The organism is Saccharopolyspora sp. NPDC049426, from assembly GCF_040676935.1.
Classification (GTDB): Bacteria; Actinomycetota; Actinomycetes; order Mycobacteriales; family Pseudonocardiaceae; genus Saccharopolyspora.
Genome location: NZ_JBFAPZ010000014.1, coordinates 147451 through 168515, shown reverse-complemented (window position 1 = coordinate 168515; position 21065 = coordinate 147451). Strand labels below are relative to the sequence as shown.

Genomic DNA, 21065 nt, shown 5'->3' with positions numbered 1-21065 from the left:
CCCATCACCAGCTCGTCGCGATCACGTGGTTGACCGCCAGCGCGGTCACCGCCTGCGCGCCCAGCCACCAGCGCCGGGAACCGGCGGGCAGCAGCGCAGCACCCACAGCGAACCACACGCCGAAGGGCAACCAGATCCGCTCGACCTCGGCCTTGCTCAACCCGGACAGATCCGCTGCCAGCACCGCCAGCCCGGCGGCCAGGACCAGCCCCCGCACCGCGTCGACGCGTGGCACGGCGGCGACCGAACGACTGACCACGTTCCTGATCCCAGGACTTCGCCGTCCCCCGGTTCTCGACGCCCCCGCACCCACCGCGGAAGCCGACCCGATTACCGCAGTTTTCCGTGACCCGATTACTGCGGTTTTCCGTGTCGTCCTGAACGCCCCCGCACCCCGGATCCTGATTGCTGCGGTTTTCGGGTTCCTGATTACCGGAGTTCTCGGTGTTGTGGCTGTGGTGGCGGGTGAGGAGGTCGCCAGGGCGAGGGCGGCTGCGGTGAATGGGCCGGCTGAGAGGAGCAGGGCTCCGAGGTTGCCGAACACCCAGTAAGCGTAGGGCCGTTGAGCGAAATCGCCCTGGTGGTAGCGCTGGACCACCAGGTGGTAGCCGTCGAGCCACCAGAACCCGGCCGCGGCGAAGGCGGCGACGACGATCGACGCCCCGAAGGCGGCGATCAGCAGCGATCGCCAGGAGCGGTTGACCAGCACGACGGCGAGCGCGATAACGGCCACGAGGGTGAGGCCGTAGCTGAGGAACAACGTGAACCCGAGCAGCACCCCGCCGAGCAGGGCCGGAAGCGCTCGGCGCAGCGCCAGCAGGGCGATGCCGGTCGTGGTGACACCGGTGAACAGGCCGTCGGCCGAGACGCCCATCCACACGGCGCCGGGGAACAGCACCACGAACGGGACCACCGCGCGGGCCGCCCGCTCGTCGTGCAGCGCTCTGACCGTCACCGGTACCGCGACCGCGGCCAGGGCGCCCACCAGCACCGTCACCACCGACGCCCAGGTTCCGCCGCCGAGCCCGAGCCGGTCCAGCCACGTGTAGACCAGCAGCGCACCCGGCGGGTGACCTGAGACGTGCACCGTCCAGGAGTGGGGCTGCCCCGCGAGGACGTGCTGGGTGAACTCGCCGATCATCGCGGGGATGTCGTGCACCCGGGGCACGTCGTGGAGGTACTCGGTCCAGTCGGTCAGCCGTTCGGTGAAACCCGCGTGCCACCCGTCCACCAGCGCCAGCGAGGCCGTCCACGTCAGGGCCGCCGCGTAGCCTGCGGCCAGCAGCCCGCGCCACGGCAGCCGGGCGGCCAGCGGCGGTCCCCACGCGACCACGGCGATCGCCAGTGCGATCGCCAGTGGCGTTCCGGGGCCGAGGTGGGGGTTGAGGAAGCCGAACAGCGGGGCTGCGTCGGCGTGGAGCGGAACACCGGCGCGGTTGAGCGCGACACCGGCGATCGCCGTGGCGGCGATGACCAGAGCAGCGGTGGCGAGCGCGATCAGCTGCGCGCGGCGGGACGGGGTGGGCACCGCCGCGAAGGTAGTCGCGGACGCGCCGTCGGCCAACGCGCAGGAGACATCCGTCAGAACCTCGTAAGAATTCGCCCGGCGTAAGGATTCGGTAAGCGTCGCAGACCTTTTCGGCTCCGTCCACTGTGCGCTTGCATGGATGTCGTGAACGAAGTCGACGTGGTGCTGCCCTGCCTGGACGAAGCCGCCGCCCTGCCCGGAGTGCTCGCGGCCCTGCCCGACGGCTACCGGGCGCTGGTGGTGGACAACGGATCTCGGGACGGATCCCCGGACATCGCCGCCGCCCACGGGGCGACGGTGGTCTCCGAGCCCCGCCGCGGTTACGGAGCCGCCGTGCACACCGGACTGGAAGCCGCGGTCACCGAGATCGTGTGCTTCGCCGACTGCGACGGTTCCCTGGACCCGGCGGTGCTGCCGGATCTGGTCGCGCAGGTGCGCGCCGGTGCGGACCTGGCGGTGGGGCGGCGGGTCCCGGCCACGCCCGCGGCATGGCCCGCGCACGCCCGCGCGGGCAACGCGCTCATCGCCGCCCTGCTGCGCAGGCAAGGCGTGCCGGTCCACGACATCGCGCCGATCCGCGCCGCCCGGCGCGCTGATCTGCTGCGGCTCGACGTCACCGACCGCGCCTTCGGCTACCCGCTGGAGCTGCTGCTCAAGGCGGGACGAGCGGGCTGGCGGATCGTCGAAGCGGACGTCGAGTACCGGCCCCGCACCGCCGGGACCCGCTCGAAGGTCTCCGGTTCGGTGCGCGGCACGCTGCGCGCGACTCGCGACATGGCGCGGGTGCTGCGATGACCGCGCTGCTCGTCGTCGCCAAGGCCCCCGTCCCCGGGATGGCCAAGACCCGGCTGTGCCCGCCCGCCACGCCCGAGCAGGCCGCCGAGCTCGCCGCCGCCAGCCTGCTCGACACCCTCGACGCCGTCCACTCCACCCCGGGAGCGCGCCCGGTCGTCGCGCTCGCCGGTGGCCTCGACGGCGCCGCCCGCGCCACCGAACTGCGCGAGCGATTCGCGCGCGGCACGCTGCTGGGCCAGCGCGGCGAGGACTTCCCGCGGCGACTGGCCGCCGCCCACGCCGACACCGCCGCCGCCCACCCTGGACTGCCGGTGCTGCAGATCGGGATGGACACCCCGCAGGTCACCGCGGAGCTGCTCGACGACGCCTGCCGACGGCTGGTCGGTGCCGACGCCGTCTACGGCCCGGCCGCCGACGGGGGTTGGTGGGCCATCGGCTTCCGCGATCCCCGGCTCGCGGGACTGCTCGCCGACATCCCCACCTCGCGCCCCGACACCGGGCGCCGCACCCTCAACGCGCTGCGCAACGCCGGACTGCGGGTCGAGGGGCTGCCGGAGCTCGTCGACGTGGACACGATGGGCGACGCCCACACCGTCGCCGCGGGGATCCCGCGCACCCGCTTCGCCGCGGCGCTGGCCGGGTGACCGGGGTGAGCGGCGAGTTCGACGCGGCCCTGCGCGGCGGCACCAGCACCCTGGAGACCAGCGACGGTCGTGCCCGGCCGCTGCCCGGGCACCGCTGGATCTCCCCGCCCGACACCGCTGACCGCCACGTCCTCGCGGCCTGCCGCGGTCCGGTGCTCGACATCGGCTGCGGTCCCGGGAGGCTCGCCGGCGCGCTCACCGGCAGCGGAGTGATGTGCCTGGGCATCGACAGCTCACCGCTGGCGGTCGAGATGACCCTCGCCCGCGGTGCGATGGCGCTGCGCCGCGACGTGTTCGGCCCGCTGCCGGGCGACGGCAGCTGGCGCGAGGCGTTGCTGGTCGACGGCAACATCGGCATCGGTGGCGATCCCACCGCGCTGCTGGCGCGGGTGCGCGGCCTGCTGCGGCCCTGGGGAGTGGCGTGGGTGGAGGTCGAGCCGCCCAGAACCGGGGTCTGGCGCGGTACCGGGCGCGTCGTCGACGCCGGAGGGCGCGGCCGGACCTTCCGCTGGGCGCGGGTCGGTGCCGACGCCATCGCCGCGCTGGCCATCGGGTTCAGCGCGCGGGTGGTCGAGGTCGACCGCCGCTGGTTCGCGGCGCTGGTCGCCACGCCTTGACTCGTGGCGACCGGAGCAAGAGCATTTCGCTCCGCGTGGGAAAATGGGTCCAGTGTGGACGATCGGAAAAAGGGCATCGGCGGGGATGAATCGGACGTAGGGGCCCAAACGACCTCGCCCGGATGTGATTTCGAACCGAAAGGCATGATTTTTCGTCCGAATTGCTCGGAATCGTCCCGCTGATCGCCGGGGATCCGTTTTTCCATACAGTATTCTGCATCCACTCGCCCCGGGCACGGGGCAGGGCGCGCAGCGAGCGGTGTGAGGGGACGCGGATGAACTTCCCGGTGTGGGTGTGGGCGGTGACGCTGGTCGCGCTGCTGGGCCTGATCGCGGCGGACCTGCTCGTGGTGGGGCGGCGGCCGCACGCCGTCGGAGTCAAGGAGGCCGGCTTGTGGGTCGCCTTCTACGTCGCGCTCGCGGCGATCTTCGGCGGACTGCTGTTCGCCTTCGCCGGTTCCACCAGCGGCGCGGAGTTCTTCGCGGGGTACGTCACCGAGTACAGCCTGTCGGTGGACAACCTGTTCGTCTTCGTGATCATCATGTCGCGCTTCGCGGTGCCCCGCGAGCACCAGCACCGGGTGCTCTACATCGGCATCCTGATCTCCCTGGTGCTGCGCGCCGCGTGCATCGCCGCGGGCGTCTCGGTGCTCGCCGCGTTCAACTGGGTGTTCTACCTCTTCGGCGCGTTCCTGATCTACACCGCGATCAAGGTCGCCCGCGACGCCGGTGGCGACGAGCCCGACGACGAGGGCAGCGGCATGATCCGCGCGCTGCAGCGGTTCGTGCCCACGACCGACACCTACGACGGCGGCAAGATGGTCACCCGCGTCGACGGCAAGCGGATGTTCACGCCGTTGTTGCTGGTCGTGGCCGCGCTCGGGCTGGCGAACGTGATCTTCGCGCTGGACTCGATGCCGGCCATCTTCGGGCTCACCAAGGACGGCTTCATCATCTTCACCGCGAACGCCTTCGCGCTGATGGGGCTGCGCCAGCTCTACTTCGTCATCGGCGGGCTGCTCGACCGGCTGATCTACCTCAGCTACGGACTGGCGGTCATCCTCGGCTTCATCGGCCTCAAGCTGATCATCGAGGCGCTGCACGGATCGCACGTCGAGGAGATCCACTTCGCGGTCCCCGACATCGGCATCGCCGCCTCGCTCGGCTTCATCGTGCTCACCCTGGCCATCACCACGGTCGCCAGCCTCGCCCGCTCCCGCACCAAGCGGCCGGAACCGGCACCCGAACCGGTGACCAGCGGCGCCGAATCGGAATAAAGCCCGCCGCACAGCGTTGACCGGGCATGGCGCGCAAATCGCCGGAGAGGCTCCTGGCCGACCAACGGACCGAGGTGCAGCACCGCATCGAGTCGCTGCAGCGGCACCTCACGTCCATCGTCGAGTCGGCGACCTGGACCACCAACGACGACGAGCACGACCCCGAAGGCGTCACCATCGCCTACGAGCGGGCCCAGACCCAAGGCCTGCTGACCGACGCCAAGGCCGAGCTCGAAGCGCTCGACGAGGCCGTCAGGCGCGTCGAGGACGGCACCTACGGGCAGTGCCAGCGCTGCGGCAAGCGCATCACCAAGGAACGCCTCGAAGCCCTGCCCGCGGCCAAGCTCTGCATCCGCTGCACCTCGGCCCGGCGCTGATCAGTCCTCTCCGACGGCCAGCCGGGAGAGGCGGGTCGGGGTGGGCCAGCGGACGTGGTGGACCCAGCCGGCCTTCTCGAACAGCCAGATGACCCTGGCCGAGATGTCGATCTGACCGCGCTGGACTCCGTGGCGCGCGCAGGTCGGGTCCGCGTGGTGCAGGTTGTGCCACGACTCACCCATGCTCAGGATCGCCAGCGGCCAGAAGTTCGCGGCCTTGTCCCGGCTCTTGAACGGCCGTTCGCCCACCAGGTGGCAGATCGAGTTCACCGACCACGTCACGTGGTGCAGGAACGCCACCCGGACCAGCCCGGCCCAGAAGAACGCGGTCAACGCGCCCCAGACGGTACCGGTGATCAACCAGCCCATCAGGCCCGGCAGCAGGAACGTCGCGACCGTGAGCGGAGCGAACAGCTTGTGCACCAGCCGCATGTCGGCGTCGGCCAGCAGGTCCGGGACGAAGCGCTCCTGGTTGGTCAGGTCGCGCTCGAACACCCAGCCCATGTGGGCGTGCCAGAACCCGCGCACCAGTGCGGCGGGCGAGGTGCCGAAGGCCCAGGGGGAGTGCGGGTCGCCCTCGCGATCGGCGAAGGCGTGGTGCCTGCGATGGTCGGAGACCCAGTGCATGATCGGTCCCTGCACGGCCATGCTCGCCACCACGGCGAGGGTGATGCGCAGCCACCGCTTCGCGCGGAAGGCCCCGTGGGTGAAGTACCGGTGGTAGCCGACCGTCACCCCGAGGATGGTCAGCACGTACCAGCCCGCGGCCAGCGCCACGTCCCACCAGTTCAAGCCCCAGCCCCACGCCAGTGGCACGGCGGCCACCAGGGCGAGGAACGGGCCGAGGATGAACACGTACACCGACAGTTGCGGACCCCACGGCCTGCGTCCGGCGAACATGGGCTTGGGGCCGGCGATCTCAGCTGCGTCCAACTCGAGCTCCTCGCGTAGTTGCGGGGATTTCCCGCCTCGACCACCAAACCCCGAATGCTCTGGTGATCGCAAGAAACGGGGTGGCAACCGAGAGTGAACGGCCAACGATTCCGGGACGCGTGCGCGGTCTGCGCACACCGCTGGACCCGGCCTACGTCGCGGACGGTAGCACGGGTGTCGCTCCTGGTCGGACGCCCGGATCGCCGTCGGCGCCGATGCTGGGAATCACCGACGAGGAAGGTGAGCAGCGATGGTGACCGAACTACTGATGCAGTGGGGGCCCGGGGGCGGACCCGGAGGGCACGGCGGAGGTCCGTTCTGGATCTTCGGCCTGGTGTGGATGGTGCTGATCGCCTCGCTGATCGTCACCGCGATCTACGCGATCCTGCGCAGGACGCGGCGGCCTTCGGCGACCGAGAGCGCGCGGACGATCCTGGCCGAGCGCTACGCACGAGGCGAGCTCAGCGGTGAGGAGTACCGGGAACGCCTCGGCGAACTGCGCTGAGCCCGACCGGGGTGCGCGGCCTCGCGAGGAGTCGCGCACCCCGCCCTCGTGCGACGCGCGATCGGGCTCAGGGGCTGTTGAGCTGGTCGGTGAGGTTCCAGGAGCGCCAGGACACCTCACCTGCGTTGGCGTTGATGTCCAGCACCACCGGGCCCCTGATGTCGGCCGGAAGCCGCTCGATGGCGGGCAGCGCGTCGGCCGACAGCTCCGCCAGGTACTCGGGGTCGATCTTGCCGGTCTGCTCGAAGCGGGAGACGTTGGCCTCGGCGACCGCGCCCTCGGGGTTGAGACCGGCCAGCACGAGCAGCGCGCCCATCGCCGTGCCCAGCACCGCCGTGGGCAACCAGTGCGCGCGCAGCCGCACGCCGGCCGCGATGATCATCGCGTAGACCACGCCGAGCCAGATCTCGCAGGTCATCACCAGCAGCCGCAGCACCGTGTAGCCGTAGGCCTCCTGGTAGGACCACATCCGCGCCAGCGCCGAGCCGACGATCACCAGTGTCAGCACCGCCAGCGCTCCCGCCAGGCCGCGCAGCAGGTTCCGCTCGATCCGCGTGCGCCTCGGCGCCCAGCGCGCGGCGGCCCCGATCACCGGCAGGGTCAGGATCGTCACCAGCGTCAGCTGCCAGAACCCGTTGCGGGCGTAGGAGGAGAACGTCAGCCCGGCGCTGTCGCGCACGTGCGCCGGACCGCCGAACAGCGACGCCGCCTGCACGACGATGAACAGCGCGAACAGCGCCACCAGCACGCCGATCGGCACCGCCCACTCCGGTCCGCGCAGCGTGCGCCGCTCACCGGTGGGAGCGTCGAGCGTCGGAGGGCGCAGCGCGGTGAAGGCGGCGCCCAGGGCTAGCAGGGTGAAGGGCCCGAACACGAACGTCGCGCGGAAGAACGTCTCGAAGTCCAGTTCGGGCACGACCGCGTCGGCGATCCGCGCGAAGTTCTCGTCGGCGCCGGCGAACAGCGCGCCGAAGATCAGCAGCAACAGCAGCGCGACCAGCGCGGAGAGGCTCATCCGCAGCGCCCGGCTGCCGCGCACCCGGCCGCGCATGCCTCGCGCGGTCCACGGCAGCGCCCGGCACGCGGCGATCGGCACCGCCACGGTCATCAGCACCAGCTCCCGCACCGCCCGTGCGCGGGTGATCGCCAGCGCCGCGGCGACGGCGGAGGTGAGCACGCACAGCGCGGCCAGCCACTCGGCGCTGCGCAGGGCGCACACCGCCAGCAGCAGCAGGCCGGTGGCCGCCCACAGCACCTGCCCGATCCGGACCTCGCGCACGGCGAACAGCAGTGCCGCCGCCGCGCACAGCCCGAACAGCGTCCACCCGATTCCGGGACTTTCCAACGGGAGGAACACCGCCGCGGCGACGCCGCTGATCAGCGCTGCGAGCAAGGCTCGGGGCGCGCCGGTCTCCGGCCGGGGCCAGAAGGAGTCGAACAGCGGTGGTGGCGGGACCGGGTACTGCGGAACGACCGGTGAGGGAGCGATGGGGTCGGACATGATCCTCCAGAGCGAACCGTGCTTCGCCTGAAGACGTCTCAAGCCCGGCGCGGGTTGCTCCGCGCCGGGCTTGAGGAAGTCGGACCGTCAGGTGTTGCGCGCGGCCTGCCGGGAGCCGGGCGAGGAGAGGCGACCGCGGGCGGTGACCAGCGCTGTGCGCGCGTTCGCGCGCTCGCCGTGGGCGAGGTGGTCCGCGGCGGTGCGCACCGCGGTCGCCGCATCCGCGGAGACGGCGATCTGCGGGTGCTCGTCGAGCAACCCCACCGCGCGCATCAGTTCCTGGCGGGCGCGGTCTGCCGGGGTGTTCGGCTTGGTCAGCAAGTCGATGAGGGCTGTGTCCACCGCGTCGCGAAGGGCCGCCTCGGTCGAGCTGTGCGGTAGTGCAGTCACGGGGCGGGAGTCTATGCGCTGAACGGCACAATGTGCTCGGTCGCTGATCACCCACTTGGGTGGATCTCGTTGCTCCGGTGCAACGGTGAGCTGAGTGCGGCCCGTCATTTCATGTTTTGGCTCGTCGATCTCCCTGGGCCGAACAGCCTGTCGCGAATCCGCCGGGCTGCGCATTTCGCCAGGCTGAGCGGCTTTCAGCAGTTCGTCCGCTCCGGTTGTGCGCTGGCGCACACTTAGTTGATACGCGCAACTAACTTGTTACGGTCACGGTGAGTACCGATTTCTGCTCGGCGAGTTCGGCTGAGCGACCGGAACGAATGAGGTCCCCGGGGGAAGCACGGGAACTGAAAGGGGCGCGAGCGTGACTACTGGCCAGCAATGGGACATCGTGACCAGCGTCGGGCTGACCGCGCTGGGCGTGGCTGCGGCGCGGGCGCTGGAGACCCACCGCGAGGACCGGCTCATGTCGGATCCGTTCGCCGCGGCGTTCGTCAAGGCCGCCGACGCGCCGGCGCCGATGCCGACCTCCCCGGAGGAGGTGGCGCAGCTGCCGGACGACTCCATCTGGGCGCAGGCCAAGATGGAGGACTACATGGGCGTGCGCTCGCGCTGCTTCGACGACTTCTTCTCCGCGGCGGGCGAGGCCGGAGTCCGGCAGGTGGTGATCCTGGCCTCCGGCCTGGACGCACGTGCCCACCGCCTGGACTGGGCCGCGGGCACGACCGTGTTCGAGATCGACCAGCCCAAGGTCCTGGAGTTCAAGCAGACCGTCCTCGACGGGCTCGGCGCCGCGCCGAAGTGCGCGCACCGGCCGGTGCCGATCGACCTGCGCGAGGACTGGTCCTCGGCGCTGACCGAGGCCGGTTTCGACACCGAGGCGCCCACCGCGTGGCTCGCCGAGGGCCTGCTGCCCTACCTCCCGCCGGAGGCCGAGCAGCAGCTGCTGACGACCATCGACCGGCTCTCCACGTTCGGCAGCCGGTTGGCGGTGGAGGACTTCAACGACGTCCGCCGGCTCTTCGAGGACGAGGACCTCGCCGACTTCGGCCAGGAGTGGGGTCTGGACATGCGCGACCTGCTGCACTCCGACGACCGTCCCGAGGCCCCGGACGTGCTGCGAGGACTGGGCTGGAAGACCGAGGTCGAAGGCGCCGAGGCGAAGGCGCGGGGCTACGGCCGCGACCTCAGCGGGATGTTCGGCGAGATGGCCGACGCCAGCCGCTTCGTCGAGGCGCACAAGGCCGCGTGAGGTGCGCGGGCCCCGAAAGGACCTGTTCGGCAGGTGCTTTCGGGGCTCGCCGCGGCCCCGCGCCGACCGCGTCCGCCGCTTACGATCGGGGAGTGGCAGAACAGGACTGGGACATCGTCAGCGGCATCGGCGTCACCGCGTTGGCGGTGGCCGCCGCGCGCGCGATCGAGAGCTGCCGGGACGACCGGCTCATCAACGACCCCCACGCCGAAACGCTGGTGCGCGCCGCGGGCCAGGGGATGGCGTTCCCGACCACGCCGGAGGAGCTGGCAGCGATCCCCGATGACGGGCGCCGCTGGGCCGAGCGCATCGACCACTACATCGGTGTCCGCTCCCGCTTCTTCGACGACTTCTTCGCTCAGGTCGCCGAATCCGGCGTGCGCCAGTTCGTGATCCTGGCCGCAGGCCTGGACACGCGCGCCTATCGGCTCGACTGGCCTGACGGGACCGCGGTGTTCGAACTCGACCAGCCGAAAGTCCTTCAGTTCAAACGGGAGATCCTCGACCGGGTCGAGCCCGGCTGCGAGCACCGGACCCTGGGGATCGACCTGCGCGAGGACTGGCCCGCCGCGCTGATCGCCGCAGGCCTGGACGTCGGAGTTCCCACCGGGTGGCTGGCCGAAGGGTTGCTGCCCTACCTGCCGGCCGATGCGGAGCGAGGGCTCCTGCGCGCCATCACCGACCTGTCCGCGCCGGGAAGCCGCTTGGCGGTGGAGGAATTCCGCGACACCGGCAAGATCGCCAACGACGCGAAGATCTCCGAGTACGGCAGGCAGCAGGGCATGGACGTCAGCGCGATCCTGCACGACGACGGCCGCCCGCCCGCTCCCGATCTGCTGGCGGAGCTGGGATGGAGCGGCGAAGCCGAGACCAGCCAGGACGCGGCGGTTCGGCTCGGCAGGGACCCCGGCCTGGCGATCGGTCCGATGCTCGAGGTCAGCCGTTTCGTGACCGCCTCGAAACCCAGGTGAAGACGATCACCGCGACCGGCCGGACATGATCGGAGTAGCCTGGGAATTCGCACTGTCCGCGAGCGAAAACGGGTGAGCTCGGTGTTCCTGACAATTCTCGGCTGGATCGTGTTCGGCCTGATCGCCGGTTTCCTGGCCCGCGCCATCGTGCCGGGCAAGGACGACATCGGCCTGCTGATGACGATCGTCCTCGGCGTCGTGGGTTCCGCCGTCGGCGGTTTCCTGTTCGGCTTGTTCACCGTGGGGCTGCGCGGCTTCCAGCCCGCCGGTTGGATCGGATCGGTCATCGGCGCGGTGATCGTGCTGGTCATCTACAACAAGGTCACCGGCCGCAAGCGCCGCGTCCGGTCATAGTTTCCGGCCGACGCCCGCCAGTCCGGTCATGCGCTCCGGGTTGTCGCCGACCTCCGAGGGGGAGACCGGTCGCCACTGCGGCAGGAAGACCAGGCCCGGTTCGACCAGTTCGAAGCCCTCGAAGAACCCGCCGATCTCGGCTCGCGAGCGGAACGTCAGAGGAGTGGCGGTCCGCTGCTTGTAGAGGTCGGCGTGGCCGTCGGCGACGTCCGGGCGCCCCTCGTTGGTGGCGTGCGAGATGCACAGGAAGCTGCCCGGGGCCAACGCGTCCCGGTAGCGCGCGATGATCTCGTGCGGCGCGGATTCGTCGCCGACGAAGTGCAGCAGCGCCACCATCATCACCGCCACCGGCTGGTCCAGGTCGAGCAGCGCGGCGACCTCGTCCGAGGCCAGGACGGCTTCCGGGTCGCGGGCGTCGGCGCCCACGATGTCGGCATCGGCGTTGTCGGCCAGCAGGTTCTTGCTGTAGGCCACCGCGACGGGGTCGGTGTCGACGTAGACGACGCGGCTGCCGGGTGCCGCCAGCTGCGCCACTTCGTGCACGTTGCCCACGGTCGGGATGCCCGAGCCCAGGTCGAGGAACTGCCGGATGCCCTGCTCGACGCAGCAGTGCACCGCGCGTCGCAGGAAAGCGCGGTTGGCCTGCATGATCTGCGGAAGCTCCGGCCACATCGCGATCGCTTCCTCGCCCATCTTGCGGTCCACGGCGAAGTTGTGATTGCCGCCGAGGTAGTAGTCGTAGACCCGCGCAGCGTTGGGCTTGTCCAGATCGACTTCGTTGGGCTCGGACATCGCGACCTCCTCACGGCTGGGCGGTGATCCCGCCCAGCCGTGATGTTAGAGGTTGGTCACCCCGGTCCGGGGTCAAGCAGCGGCCACGGTTCGGTTGCTGAGCCGTACCACCGCAGCCAGGGCCACCAGGGCGACCGCCGCGCCGGAGGTCATGATGACCGCCATCGCGGGCCCGTCGTTGCCCAGCACTCCGACCAGCGGCGCGATCAGCGCGCCGAGCCCGAACTGGCAGGCGCCCAGCAGTGCCGCGGCGGTGCCGGCGGCCTCGCCGTGCCGGCCCAGCGCCAGCGCCGGGGCGTTGGGCATCACGAAGCCCATCGACCCGAGGACCAGCCACAACGGCACCAGGAACCCGACCAGCCCGCCGATCCCGGTGGTGGTCAGGGCGACCATCACCAGCCCGGAGGCGGTGGCCACGATCAGGGAGGTCACCACGATCTGCATCGTGGTGAAGCGGTTGAGCAGCACGACGTTGAGCTGCGATGCGCCGATCAGCGCCACCGCGCCCGCTCCGAAGACCAGGCCGAACGACTGCTGGTTGAGCCCGTACTGCTCCTGCAGCACGAACGAGGAGCCCGACACGTAGGAGAACAGCGCCGTCATCGCCAGCGCGGCCACGACCAGCAGCAGCACGAACTCGCGGTCGGTGAGCAGCTTGCCGTAGGTCTTGAGCACCGGCGCGAAGTGCGGTTCCTGCCTGCGCCGCGGCGGCAGCGACTCCGGCAGCGCGAGCACCGCCAGCACCAGCAGGGCCGCACCGAGCGCGGCCAGCACGCCGAAGACCCCGCGCCACGAGGTCGACAGCAGCACCGCGCCGCCCAGCGTCGGAGCCAGGATCGGCGCGATGCCCATGACCAGGATCAGCCGCGAGAGCGCGGTGGCGGCCGCGCGCCCGGACCACAGGTCGCGCACCACGGCCATCGCGACCACCATCGCCGCGGCCGCCCCGACTCCCTGCACCACGCGCAGACCGCCGAGCACGGCGACGTTCGGCGCGATGAGGCAGGCCAGCGAGGCGAGGATGTGCAGCGCGGTGCCGGCGATGAGCGGCTTGCGGCGTCCGACGACGTCGGAGAGCGGGCCGATCAGCAGTTGTCCCAGCCCCAGGCCGAGCAGCGTCCCGGTGAGGGTGAGCTGCACGGTGGAGTCGGGAGCCCCCAGGTCCGCGCCGATGGAGGGCAGCGCGGGCAGGTACATGTCGATGGTCAGCGGCCCCAGGGCGATCAGCGCCCCGAGCACCACGATGATGCGCAGTCGCTTCAGCCCGGTCGGTTCGTCGGCGCGGACCTCGGTCGTCCGGGCCGGCGCCGCCGGGGATTGCACAGCAACGTCTTCCATCGGTTCCCTTCGGAATGTCGTTCGGTACCCGACGTAGAGCGTGGTGGGAGCCGCCTTTGTTCCGGAGGAATCGAGAATTCGCTGTGATGCGGGTTACAGATCTTGGATCTGATGTCTACTGTGGACGGTTATTCCCGGAATTGATTACCGTTGCGTGAATTCCGGGTTCCGCGCGGGCTGCCCGGGCCCGGCGGACCCGGGCGGCCGATCGCTCAGTGCTGCGTGAGCATCGTGCGCATGGAGTCGATCTCGGACTGCTGGCTGATCATGATCTCCCGCGCCATCTGCTGGGCGTCGGGGAAACGACCCTTCTCCACCTCGGTCCGGGCCATCGCGACCGCACCTTCGTGGTGCTTGATCATCAGCATCAGGAACTTCTGGTCGAACTCGGGGCCCTTGTTCTGGCCGAGGCTGGCCATCTCGTCGGTGGCCATCATGCCGGTCATCGCGTGACCGCCATGTTCCCCGTGTCCGGATTGCTGGACGTTCCAGTCCCGCAGCCAGCCGTTCAGCTTGTCGATCTCCGGGCCCTGCGCCGCCTCGATCCGGGCGGCCAGGTGCTTGACCTGCTGGGATCCGGCGTTCTGGGCGGCCATCCTGGACATCTCGACGGCCTGTTCGTGGTGCGGCACCATGCCTTGGGCGAACATCGCGTCGACGTCGTTGTGCGCGGGCGCGGTCTGGGCGGGCGGAGCCGCCGGGGCGGGGTTCTCCGCCTGGCCGCAGCCGGCCAGGAACGACAGGGGCAGGGCGGCGCCGAGCACAGCGGCGCCCATTCGGGCGTGCTTCATCGCGAATTACCTCGTCTTCGAATTGGCGGGATCGGGCGTGACCGGGTCGAGCCGGTCCGCAGGCCGATCAGCGCCGGAGTACGCAGAGTGCGGCGAGCCGCCGAGGTAATGGGTCCGGAGGTCGCGCTCGTTGCAGTGTGCGCCGGATCCGGGGGATGAACATCTCGGCCGCGACGAGGACGGCCAGGCCCAGGCGTGAGGCCAGCAGCGCGAGGAAGCTCGCGGCGACGGCCAGGCACAGGTGCAGCGCGTCGTGCCCGGCGGGCGCGGCGTCGTCGGAGGCGTTGACCTGGGCGTGCACGCCGACGGTGTGCGGGGCGTGGTGCGCGTCGTGCTGCGCGGGAACGTGGTGCATGAGCACCACGCCGAGGGCCAGGGCCACCAGCAGGGCCCAGCGGAACGCTCCGGTGCGCACGGGCAGAGCCGTCAGGACTTCACCAGGCGCGCGATGGCGTCGCTGGCCTCGCGGATCTTGGCCTCGGCCTGCTCGCCGCCCTCGGACATCGCCTCGGAGACGCAGTGCTTGAGGTGCTCGTCGAGCAGTCCCAGCGCCACGGCCTGCAGCGCCTTCGTGGTGGCCGAGACCTGGGTGAGCACGTCGATGCAGTACTCGTCGTCGTCGATCATGCGCGCGAGCCCGCGCACCTGACCCTCGATGCGACGCAGTCGCTTGGCGTAGTCGTCCTTGTTGTGGGCGTAGCCGTGCATCGAATTACCTCCCCTGGGTCGGTGGACCCACCACCTTTATACCCCAGGGGGGTAGTTGTGGCCAGTCCGGTCAGAGGAACTCGCTGCGCGTGGTCGGATTCTCCGCCGCAGTGCCGCGCTGCTCGGCGCGGCGCATCCACAACCACCCGCCGAGCTGGACGAGCGCGGCGCCACCGGTCAGCGCCACGGCGATGACGGCGTACGACGGCCAGCCGTTGATCACGCCCAGGGCCACCGCCACGGCGAAGAACAGCAGCGTGCGCACCAGCAGGATGCCGAGTTGGCTCTTGGTCACGGCCCGACCACCTCCGCCCCCGAGTCTAGGCGCGGGCCCGGCGGCGTCCGTCCGGGCGTGCGGCATTGACGCTGCGTGTCGGCCTGCTTACGTTTGATGACGGCCGTGCTCAGATCGAACGGAGCGTCGCATGCCCGAACCGCTGGGGCCGGATTCGTATATGTGGCGCTACTTCGGCGACTGGCGCGGGCTGCTGCTGGCGCTGTGGGCCGGGTCGATGCAGAACATGCACCCGCAGCTGGGCGCCGGCGTGGAGGAGCACTCGGAGTTCTTCGACGAGCGCTGGGAGCGGCTCTACCGATCGCTGTACCCGATCGGCGGCGTGGTCTACGACGGCCCGCGCGCGGAGGAGACGGCGAAACTGGTCCGCGGCTTCCACAACGGCATCAAGGGCGTCGACAAGCGCGGCAGGCCCTACCACGCGCTCAACCCGGAGACGTTCTTCTGGGCTCACGCGACGTTCCTGGTGATGCCGATCCTGATCAACGACCGCCTGGGCAAGCCGTTGACCGAGGAGCAGAAGGCGCAGGTCTACGCCGAGGGCGTGCAGTGGTACCGGCTCTACGGCATGAGCATGCGCCCGGTCCCGCCGGACTGGCCGAGCTTCCAGCGTTACTGGGACCACATGTGCCGCGACGTGCTGGAGGTCAACAAGGCCACCCTCGACGTCCGCGACCTCTCCCGCATCGGCAGGCCGCCGCTGGTGCGCTGGTTGCCCGAACCCGTCTGGCGGCTGCTGCGGCCACCGACGGTGCGGCTCATGCACTGGCTCACCACCGGCTGTTACGACCCGCCGATCCGCGAGAAGCTCGGCCTGCGCTGGACCCGCCGCGACGAGCTCCTCCTCAAGGTCGTAGGCCGAGCCTTCGCCGTCCTCTGGAGCCTCGTTCCGTTCAGGCTCCGCCTCCACCCGCGGGCGAGGGCGGCGTGGAACCGGGCACAAGGGCGTCTCCCCGCGGACGCCCCGCTGGTGGAAACGCCGCCGCGCAACTACCCGCCACCCCACAAGCGCGGCGACCCGAAGCACTACTTCCCGGCCAACGTCACCTGACGGGGTGAGGAATTCGAATTTCGCGCGAAGTTTTAGTCCGAACTCTGCCGGTCGAACTTCGCGCGAAATTCGAAAAAGTGCTGGTCACCGCCAGTGTCGGTCGAGCTTGGCGACGTCGGGAGCCGTTCGGGGGCGGTCCGGCTGGGCGGCCCAGGTGATGCCGTTGGTGAGGATCCTGCGGATCTCCGGCTGGTGGTAGACGGGATAGCGCTGATCGCCGGGGCTGAAGTAGAAGATCCGGCCGTGGCCCCGGAAGAACGTCAGGCCCGAGCGGAAGACCTCACCGCCGTCGAAGGAGGAGATGAAGATCAGCTCGTCCGGCGCGGGGATGTCGAAGAACTCGCTGTAGGTCTCCTGCTCGGGGATGACCAGCGGGTTCGGCACGCCCTCGGTGATCGGGTGGTGCGGGGCGACGGTCCACACCAGCTCCTGCTCTGCCGCGTCGCGCCAGCCCAGCGAGCAGGTGGTGCCCAGGAGCCGCTGGAAGATCTTCGAGAAGTGCCCGGAGTGCAGCACCAGCAGCCCCATGCCGCCCAGGACGTGCCGCTGCACCCGGTCCACCACCGCCTCGTCGACCTCACCGTGCGCGCGATGTCCCCACCACAGCAGCACGTCGGTGTCGGCCAGCACCTCCTCGGGCAGCCCGTGCTCGGGGTCGGCCAGCAGGGCGGTGCGCACCGAGGCCTCGGGCAGCCCCTGCCGGATCCCCTCGGCGAGGGCGCCGTGGATGCCGTCCGGGTAGATCTCGGCCATCACCGGCGGGTCCTGCTCCGCCTCGTGCACGCCCTCGTTCCAGATCGTGATGCGCAGACCGCTCACGCGACCGCCACCTCCCGCTTCTCGGCTGCCGAGAGGTAGCAGGCGTCGATGACCTCCGCGCGGCGCAGCGCCTGCGAGCCGTCGTTGTCCGGCCACTCCTGTGGAGAACCCATCAGCCGCACGAAGTTCTCCACCACCGCGGCGTGCGCGCGCCCGGGTTCGGCGCTGGGCTGGTAGTCGGCGATCTCACCGTCGACGTCCCGGTACACGTGCAGGTCACCGACCTGCGCCTTGGTGGCGCCGACAGCCCTGAGCTCGGCGCCGCCCTCGGTCCCCAGGACGCTGAAGTCGATGAGGTCGGTGGGATTGCGGAACGCCGCCCACGATGTCTCCAGCACCAGCGTCCCGCCGCCTTCGAGCCGGATGAACGCAGATGCGAAGTCCTCGACCTCGAAACCGCCCTTGGACTGGGCGGTTTCCCACTTCATGCCGCCGATGTTGCGCGGACCCAGCTCGGCGTAGGTCACCGCGCTGACCGACTCCACCTTCGGCTCGCCGAGCAGGAACAGCGCGTAGTCCAGCACGTGCACGCCGATGTCGGCCAGCGGCCCGCCGCCGGCCATCTCGCGGTTGGTGAACCAGCTGCCGATCTTGGGGATGCCGCGCCGCCGCATCCAGGACGCCTTGGCGTAGTAGGGCCGTCCGAGCTCGCCGCTCTGGATGATCCCGCCGAGGGTCTGGATGTCGCCGCGCAGCCGGTGGTTGAACGCCACGTCGAGCACCCGGCCGGCCGAACGCGCGGCGTCGACCATCTGCCTGCCCTCGATGCCGTTGCGGGCCAAGGGCTTCTCGCTGAGCACGTGCAGTCCGCGCTTGAGCGCGGCGATGGCGATCGGGGCGTGCAGGAAGTTGGGCACCGCGATGCTCACCGCGTCCAGCTCGGGCAGCTCGACGAGCTGCTCCCAGCTCTCGAACAGGTGCGGTGCGCCGTACTCCTCGCCGAGCGAGGCCAGCAAGTCGGCCTCCTGCCCGGCGATCGCCACGATCTCAACGTTGGGCAGCGCCTGGTAGGCGGCGAGGTGCTGCTGCCCCGCCCAGCCGACGCCGACGACTCCGACCCGGAACGTGGGGTCACTCATCAAGGGACTCCTTCTTCTGCGGTGGCCTCAGCCCTTGATCGCGCCGGCGGTCAGACCGGCCACGATGCGCTTCTGGAAGACCAGCACGAGTATCAGCAGTGGCAGGGTGACGAGCACGGACGCCGCGCTGATAGTGCCGATCGGGTGGTCGAAATCGCTCGTTCCGGAGAAGTAGGCGATGGCGACCGGAACGGTCCGGGCCTCCGGGGTGGAGGTGAGCGTGACCGCAAGCAGGAATTCGTTCCACACCGAGATGAACACCAGGATCGCCGTGGTGGCGATGCCGGGAACGGCCAGCGGCAGGATCACCTTGCGGAACGCGGTGAACGGGCTCGCCCCGTCGATCAGCGCGGACTCCTCCAGTTCGAAGGGGATCTCGCGGAAGAACGAGGTGAGCACGAAGATCGCCATCGGCAGCGCGAAGGTCAGCTTCGGGATGATCAGGCCGGCGAGGGTGTCGTAGAGGCCGATCTCGCGCCAGATCGTGAACATCGGTGCCGCGATGGCGATCACCGGGAACGTCGTCACCGACAGCACCAGCCCGAGGATGATGCCCTTGCGCGGCAGCTTCAGCCGCGCCAGCGCGTAGGCCGCGAACGAGGCCAGCAGCAGCGCCAGCGAGGTCGTCACCACCCCGACGACCAGCGAATTGCCCAGCGCCGTCAGGAAGTCCTCGTCGGCCAGCACGTCCAGGTAGTTCCGCAGCGACGGCGAACCGGGCACCAGCGAACCCGAGGACAGCTCGGCGCCGGTCTTGAGCGAGGTGTTGACCAGCCAGTAGAACGGCACCAGCGAGGCCAGCATCACCAGCAGCGCGAACAGCAGGACCACGGGGCGTGTCATGACTTCTCCTCCGCGACGTCGCGAATGTTGCCGCCCGCGAAGCGGATGTAGACCAGCGACACGGCCATAACGGTGATGAAGGTGAGGATCGACAGCGCCGAGCCCTGCCCGATCAGCCGCTGTTCGCGCAGCTCCTGGTAGGCGATCATGGACATCGTCTCGGTCCCGTTGGACCCCTTGGTCAGCACGAACGGCAGGTCGAAGATCCGCAGCGCGTCGAGCAACCGGAAGATCGCCGCCAGCGCGATCGCCGGGCGCAGCAGCGGCAGCGTGACCCGCCAGAACGTCTGCCAGCGGCTCGCCCCGTCCAGGTCCGCCGCCTCGTAGACATCGCCGGGGATGACCTGCAACCCGGCCAGCACCAGCAGCGCGACGAACGGCGCGGTCTTCCACACGTCGGCGACGATGATCACCACCATCGCGTAGCCGGGTTCGGCCAGCCACACCTGCTCGCCGCCGGGCAGGCCGAGGGCCCGCAGCAGCCCGGTGACCAGGCCGAGGTTGGACTCGAACATGGCCTGCCAGGTGATCGCCGAAACCACCGTCAGCACCGCGTAGGGCACCAGCAGCACCGAGCGGAGCAGGCCGCGACCCCGGAACGCCACGTTGAGCAGCAGCGCCATCGCCACGCCGAGGACCACTTCGAGGGCCACGGAGGTGAAGGCGAACAGGAAGGTCTGCCCGAACGCCCGCCACCACTCCTCGGAGATCAGCGCGTTCCAGTAGTTGGTCAGGCCGACGAAGTGCGACAGACCCTCACGCCGGACGCTGTAGACGTTGAGCGACAACCAGACCGCGTAGCCGATCGGCACCGCCGCCACCAGGAACATGATCACCAGGGCTGGGGAGACCATCCACACGGCGGTGCGCCGCTGCTGGGCGTCGACTCGGCTCATCAGAACGTCTCCTGGGCGGTCGCGACGTCTGCGCTCATCTTCCGCACGCCCGACTCCACGTCGGCCTGCCCGGAGATCACCTCGTAGACGTTGTCGTAGATCGCGCGCGACACCTGCGCGTACACCGGTGAGCGCGGACGCGGCTTCGCCTGCAGCAACGACTCCTTGAGCTGCGGGATGAACGGCAGTTCGGCGCGCACATGCGGGTCGTCGTAGAGCGCGGCGAACACCGGGGCCTGGGCGGTGTCGAGCACCATCTTCTTCTGGAACTGCGCGCTGGTGGCGTAGTCGATGAGCGCGACGGCCGCGCCCGGGTCGTCGGACTTCGCGGCGATGGCGAGGTTCCAGCCGCCCAGCACCGCAGCCGGTTTGCTGCGCTCGTCGAAGGCCGGCAGCGCCACCGCCTGGGTGACGGGACCCGCTGCGGTTTCCTGGATCTTCTTGTGCGCGCTGGGCCATTGGCGCAGGTAGCCTGCCGCGCCGGATTCGTAGGCGCGGCGGGCGTAGTCCTCGTCGTAGGTCAGGCACGCGCGGTCGATCGCCCCGGACTCCAGGCCCTGGCTCATCAGCCGCAGCACCTCCCGGGTCTGCGGCGAGTCGACGGTGACCCGGCCCGAGTCGTCGATCACCGAACCGCCGGCCGAGTAGAGCAGTTCCAGGAAGTTCGCGGTCAGCCCCTCGTAGCGCTTGGCCTGCATCTCCACCCGGTGCGACCGGTCCTGCCCGGCCTGGGCGTAGACCTCGCGCCAGGTGGTAGGAGGGGGAACGCGGTCGGCGCGGTAGAACAGCAGCCCGGCGTTGGTGTAGAAGGGAACCGCCCAGTCACGCCCGGCGTAGCGCACCGTTTCCAACGTGGTCGGCATCAGCTCGTCGCGGTGCCGTTCGGTGAGCCTGCTGTGGTCGAGCAGCCAGCCCTGGGTGGCCCACTCGCTGGTCCAGGTCACGTCGGTGAGGTAGATGTCGCACTCCGACGAACCGCCCTCCAGCCGCTGCAACGCCTGGGCGCGGGTGGAGTCGGTGTCCTGGCCGATCTCGATGTAGCGCGCGGTCAGCCCGGTGCCGCGCGCGTTGAACTCCTGAGTGAGGGTCTCGAAAACGCCGGTGTCGCGCACTCCGCAGATGGTCACCTCGCCGCGCGCACCCCGAGCTGAGGCGGGATCGGCGACGGAGACCGGGGGTGCGTGCTCGCCCGGCGGACCGGTCGGGGGAGCGCTCGCGCAGCCGCTGAGGACCAGCGCCGCTGCGGCGACGGCGGCCCAGGGCCGGGATGAAGGCATGGTTGTCTCCGCTTCGCGGTTCGTCGGCGGTGACG

25 protein-coding genes are annotated in these 21065 nt (G+C 70.3%); 10 read left to right on the top strand and 15 right to left on the bottom strand.

Annotated elements, in window-relative coordinates; translation table 11 throughout:
* Positions 1 to 4: 4 nt before the first annotated feature.
* The gene (locus AB0J78_RS27385; protein ID WP_363793865.1) at positions 5 to 1528 is read right to left on the bottom strand and encodes a hypothetical protein; all 1524 of its coding nucleotides are present in this window, start codon (positions 1526 to 1528) and stop codon (positions 5 to 7) included.
* A gap of 135 nt (positions 1529 to 1663) precedes the next feature.
* Between AB0J78_RS27385 and AB0J78_RS27380 the strand changes: the two genes are divergently transcribed.
* The 5 genes from AB0J78_RS27380 to AB0J78_RS27360 all read left to right on the top strand — a co-directional run bounded on the left by AB0J78_RS27380 (position 1664) and on the right by AB0J78_RS27360 (position 5238).
* Positions 1664 to 2323, top strand: coding sequence for a glycosyltransferase family 2 protein (locus AB0J78_RS27380; protein WP_363793863.1), 660 nt, complete (start codon positions 1664 to 1666; stop codon positions 2321 to 2323).
* On the top strand, positions 2320 to 2967 hold the full coding sequence (locus tag AB0J78_RS27375; protein WP_363793861.1) for a DUF2064 domain-containing protein: 648 nt from the start codon (positions 2320 to 2322) through the stop codon (positions 2965 to 2967). The genes AB0J78_RS27380 and AB0J78_RS27375 overlap by 4 nt, the downstream gene beginning before the upstream one ends.
* A 5-nt stretch (positions 2968 to 2972) precedes the next feature.
* Positions 2973 to 3584, top strand: a complete 612-nt coding sequence (locus tag AB0J78_RS27370; protein ID WP_363793859.1) for a class I SAM-dependent methyltransferase — start codon at positions 2973 to 2975, stop codon at positions 3582 to 3584.
* A gap of 275 nt (positions 3585 to 3859) precedes the next feature.
* Positions 3860 to 4861: a TerC family protein gene (locus AB0J78_RS27365; protein ID WP_363793858.1), complete on the top strand. Its 1002-nt coding sequence runs from the start codon at positions 3860 to 3862 to the stop codon at positions 4859 to 4861.
* A 26-nt stretch (positions 4862 to 4887) separates the two neighbouring features.
* Positions 4888 to 5238: a TraR/DksA C4-type zinc finger protein gene (locus tag AB0J78_RS27360; RefSeq protein ID WP_363793856.1), complete on the top strand. Its 351-nt coding sequence runs from the start codon at positions 4888 to 4890 to the stop codon at positions 5236 to 5238.
* Here the strand turns inward: AB0J78_RS27360 and AB0J78_RS27355 are convergent, their stop codons facing one another.
* Positions 5239 to 6138, bottom strand: coding sequence for an acyl-CoA desaturase (locus AB0J78_RS27355; RefSeq protein ID WP_363793885.1), 900 nt, complete (start codon positions 6136 to 6138; stop codon positions 5239 to 5241).
* A 283-nt stretch (positions 6139 to 6421) separates the two neighbouring features.
* Here AB0J78_RS27355 and AB0J78_RS27350 point away from each other — a divergent pair, with 283 nt between their 5' ends.
* Positions 6422 to 6676, top strand: a complete 255-nt coding sequence (locus AB0J78_RS27350; protein WP_363793854.1) for an SHOCT domain-containing protein — start codon at positions 6422 to 6424, stop codon at positions 6674 to 6676.
* A gap of 67 nt (positions 6677 to 6743) precedes the next feature.
* On the opposite strand, the gene AB0J78_RS27345 is transcribed toward AB0J78_RS27350, so the two are convergent.
* Both AB0J78_RS27345 and AB0J78_RS27340 read right to left on the bottom strand, forming a co-directional pair.
* Positions 6744 to 8177, bottom strand: coding sequence for a DUF4173 domain-containing protein (locus AB0J78_RS27345; protein ID WP_363793852.1), 1434 nt, complete (start codon positions 8175 to 8177; stop codon positions 6744 to 6746).
* An 87-nt stretch (positions 8178 to 8264) separates the two neighbouring features.
* The gene (locus tag AB0J78_RS27340) at positions 8265 to 8567 is read right to left on the bottom strand and encodes a hypothetical protein (RefSeq protein ID WP_363793850.1); all 303 of its coding nucleotides are present in this window, start codon (positions 8565 to 8567) and stop codon (positions 8265 to 8267) included.
* Between the two features lie 361 nt (positions 8568 to 8928).
* Here AB0J78_RS27340 and AB0J78_RS27335 point away from each other — a divergent pair, with 361 nt between their 5' ends.
* The 3 genes from AB0J78_RS27335 to AB0J78_RS27325 all read left to right on the top strand — a co-directional run bounded on the left by AB0J78_RS27335 (position 8929) and on the right by AB0J78_RS27325 (position 11141).
* Positions 8929 to 9816 carry a class I SAM-dependent methyltransferase gene (locus AB0J78_RS27335; protein WP_363793849.1) on the top strand — a complete coding sequence of 296 codons (888 nt, stop codon included), beginning with the start codon at positions 8929 to 8931 and terminating at the stop codon, positions 9814 to 9816.
* A 92-nt stretch (positions 9817 to 9908) separates the two neighbouring features.
* Entirely contained in the window at positions 9909 to 10787 is an 879-nt protein-coding gene (locus tag AB0J78_RS27330) for an SAM-dependent methyltransferase (RefSeq protein ID WP_363793847.1), read from the top strand.
* Positions 10788 to 10868: 81 nt separating this feature from the next.
* Positions 10869 to 11141 carry a GlsB/YeaQ/YmgE family stress response membrane protein gene (locus AB0J78_RS27325; protein ID WP_132679089.1) on the top strand — a complete coding sequence of 91 codons (273 nt, stop codon included), beginning with the start codon at positions 10869 to 10871 and terminating at the stop codon, positions 11139 to 11141.
* Here the strand turns inward: AB0J78_RS27325 and AB0J78_RS27320 are convergent.
* From AB0J78_RS27320 to AB0J78_RS27295, 6 genes are all read right to left on the bottom strand, one after another.
* Entirely contained in the window at positions 11136 to 11933 is a 798-nt protein-coding gene (locus AB0J78_RS27320; protein ID WP_363793845.1) for an SAM-dependent methyltransferase, read from the bottom strand. The two genes, AB0J78_RS27325 and AB0J78_RS27320, sit on opposite strands and share 6 nt — an antisense overlap.
* Before the next feature lie 72 nt (positions 11934 to 12005).
* A complete protein-coding gene (locus tag AB0J78_RS27315) occupies positions 12006 to 13271 on the bottom strand; it encodes a multidrug effflux MFS transporter (RefSeq protein ID WP_363793843.1) in 1266 nt (421 codons plus the stop codon).
* Between the two features lie 212 nt (positions 13272 to 13483).
* Positions 13484 to 14062, bottom strand: coding sequence for a DUF305 domain-containing protein (locus AB0J78_RS27310; protein WP_363793841.1), 579 nt, complete (start codon positions 14060 to 14062; stop codon positions 13484 to 13486).
* A gap of 67 nt (positions 14063 to 14129) precedes the next feature.
* Entirely contained in the window at positions 14130 to 14477 is a 348-nt protein-coding gene (locus AB0J78_RS27305) for a hypothetical protein (protein WP_363793839.1), read from the bottom strand.
* Positions 14478 to 14488: 11 nt separating this feature from the next.
* Positions 14489 to 14770, bottom strand: coding sequence for a metal-sensitive transcriptional regulator (locus AB0J78_RS27300; RefSeq protein WP_145735666.1), 282 nt, complete (start codon positions 14768 to 14770; stop codon positions 14489 to 14491).
* 70 nt (positions 14771 to 14840) lie between these two features.
* Positions 14841 to 15065, bottom strand: coding sequence for a hypothetical protein (locus AB0J78_RS27295; protein ID WP_363793837.1), 225 nt, complete (start codon positions 15063 to 15065; stop codon positions 14841 to 14843).
* A gap of 130 nt (positions 15066 to 15195) precedes the next feature.
* Between AB0J78_RS27295 and AB0J78_RS27290 the strand changes: the two genes are divergently transcribed.
* On the top strand, positions 15196 to 16116 hold the full coding sequence (locus AB0J78_RS27290) for an oxygenase MpaB family protein (RefSeq protein WP_363793835.1): 921 nt from the start codon (positions 15196 to 15198) through the stop codon (positions 16114 to 16116).
* Positions 16117 to 16200: 84 nt separating this feature from the next.
* Here the strand turns inward: AB0J78_RS27290 and AB0J78_RS27285 are convergent, their stop codons facing one another.
* Genes AB0J78_RS27285 through AB0J78_RS27265 form a run of 5 tightly spaced genes read right to left on the bottom strand, consistent with a single transcriptional unit; the run spans position 16201 to position 21030 of the window.
* Positions 16201 to 16935, bottom strand: coding sequence for a ThuA domain-containing protein (locus AB0J78_RS27285; RefSeq protein WP_363793833.1), 735 nt, complete (start codon positions 16933 to 16935; stop codon positions 16201 to 16203).
* Positions 16932 to 18014, bottom strand: coding sequence for a Gfo/Idh/MocA family oxidoreductase (locus AB0J78_RS27280; protein WP_363793831.1), 1083 nt, complete (start codon positions 18012 to 18014; stop codon positions 16932 to 16934). Before AB0J78_RS27280 ends, AB0J78_RS27285 begins: the two co-directional genes overlap by 4 nt.
* 27 nt (positions 18015 to 18041) lie before the next feature.
* Positions 18042 to 18857, bottom strand: coding sequence for a carbohydrate ABC transporter permease (locus tag AB0J78_RS27275; protein WP_363793829.1), 816 nt, complete (start codon positions 18855 to 18857; stop codon positions 18042 to 18044).
* On the bottom strand, positions 18854 to 19753 hold the full coding sequence (locus tag AB0J78_RS27270; protein ID WP_363793827.1) for a sugar ABC transporter permease: 900 nt from the start codon (positions 19751 to 19753) through the stop codon (positions 18854 to 18856). Before AB0J78_RS27270 ends, AB0J78_RS27275 begins: the two co-directional genes overlap by 4 nt.
* Positions 19753 to 21030: an ABC transporter substrate-binding protein gene (locus tag AB0J78_RS27265; RefSeq protein ID WP_363793825.1), complete on the bottom strand. Its 1278-nt coding sequence runs from the start codon at positions 21028 to 21030 to the stop codon at positions 19753 to 19755. The genes AB0J78_RS27270 and AB0J78_RS27265 overlap by 1 nt, the downstream gene beginning before the upstream one ends.
* Between the last annotated feature and the right edge of the window lie 35 nt (positions 21031 to 21065).

Excerpts from the sequence above, each read along its gene's own strand:
- AB0J78_RS27380 (WP_363793863.1), top strand. The coding sequence starts at position 1,664 with ATGGATGTCGTGAACGAAGTCGACGTGGTGCTGCCCTGCCTGGACGAA.
- AB0J78_RS27375 (WP_363793861.1), top strand. The coding sequence starts at position 2,320 with ATGACCGCGCTGCTCGTCGTCGCCAAGGCCCCCGTCCCCGGGATGGCC.
- AB0J78_RS27365 (WP_363793858.1), top strand. The coding sequence starts at position 3,860 with ATGAACTTCCCGGTGTGGGTGTGGGCGGTGACGCTGGTCGCGCTGCTG.
- AB0J78_RS27360 (WP_363793856.1), top strand. The coding sequence starts at position 4,888 with ATGGCGCGCAAATCGCCGGAGAGGCTCCTGGCCGACCAACGGACCGAG.
- AB0J78_RS27355 (WP_363793885.1), bottom strand. The coding sequence starts at position 6,138 with ATGTTCGCCGGACGCAGGCCGTGGGGTCCGCAACTGTCGGTGTACGTG.
- AB0J78_RS27350 (WP_363793854.1), top strand. The coding sequence starts at position 6,422 with ATGGTGACCGAACTACTGATGCAGTGGGGGCCCGGGGGCGGACCCGGA.
- AB0J78_RS27345 (WP_363793852.1), bottom strand. The coding sequence starts at position 8,177 with ATGTCCGACCCCATCGCTCCCTCACCGGTCGTTCCGCAGTACCCGGTC.
- AB0J78_RS27320 (WP_363793845.1), bottom strand. The coding sequence starts at position 11,933 with ATGTCCGAGCCCAACGAAGTCGATCTGGACAAGCCCAACGCTGCGCGG.
- AB0J78_RS27315 (WP_363793843.1), bottom strand. The coding sequence starts at position 13,271 with ATGGAAGACGTTGCTGTGCAATCCCCGGCGGCGCCGGCCCGGACGACC.
- AB0J78_RS27310 (WP_363793841.1), bottom strand. The coding sequence starts at position 14,062 with ATGAAGCACGCCCGAATGGGCGCCGCTGTGCTCGGCGCCGCCCTGCCC.
- AB0J78_RS27300 (WP_145735666.1), bottom strand. The coding sequence starts at position 14,770 with ATGCACGGCTACGCCCACAACAAGGACGACTACGCCAAGCGACTGCGT.
- AB0J78_RS27290 (WP_363793835.1), top strand. The coding sequence starts at position 15,196 with ATGCCCGAACCGCTGGGGCCGGATTCGTATATGTGGCGCTACTTCGGC.
- AB0J78_RS27280 (WP_363793831.1), bottom strand. The coding sequence starts at position 18,014 with ATGAGTGACCCCACGTTCCGGGTCGGAGTCGTCGGCGTCGGCTGGGCG.
- AB0J78_RS27275 (WP_363793829.1), bottom strand. The coding sequence starts at position 18,857 with ATGACACGCCCCGTGGTCCTGCTGTTCGCGCTGCTGGTGATGCTGGCC.
- AB0J78_RS27270 (WP_363793827.1), bottom strand. The coding sequence starts at position 19,753 with ATGAGCCGAGTCGACGCCCAGCAGCGGCGCACCGCCGTGTGGATGGTC.
- AB0J78_RS27265 (WP_363793825.1), bottom strand. The coding sequence starts at position 21,030 with ATGCCTTCATCCCGGCCCTGGGCCGCCGTCGCCGCAGCGGCGCTGGTC.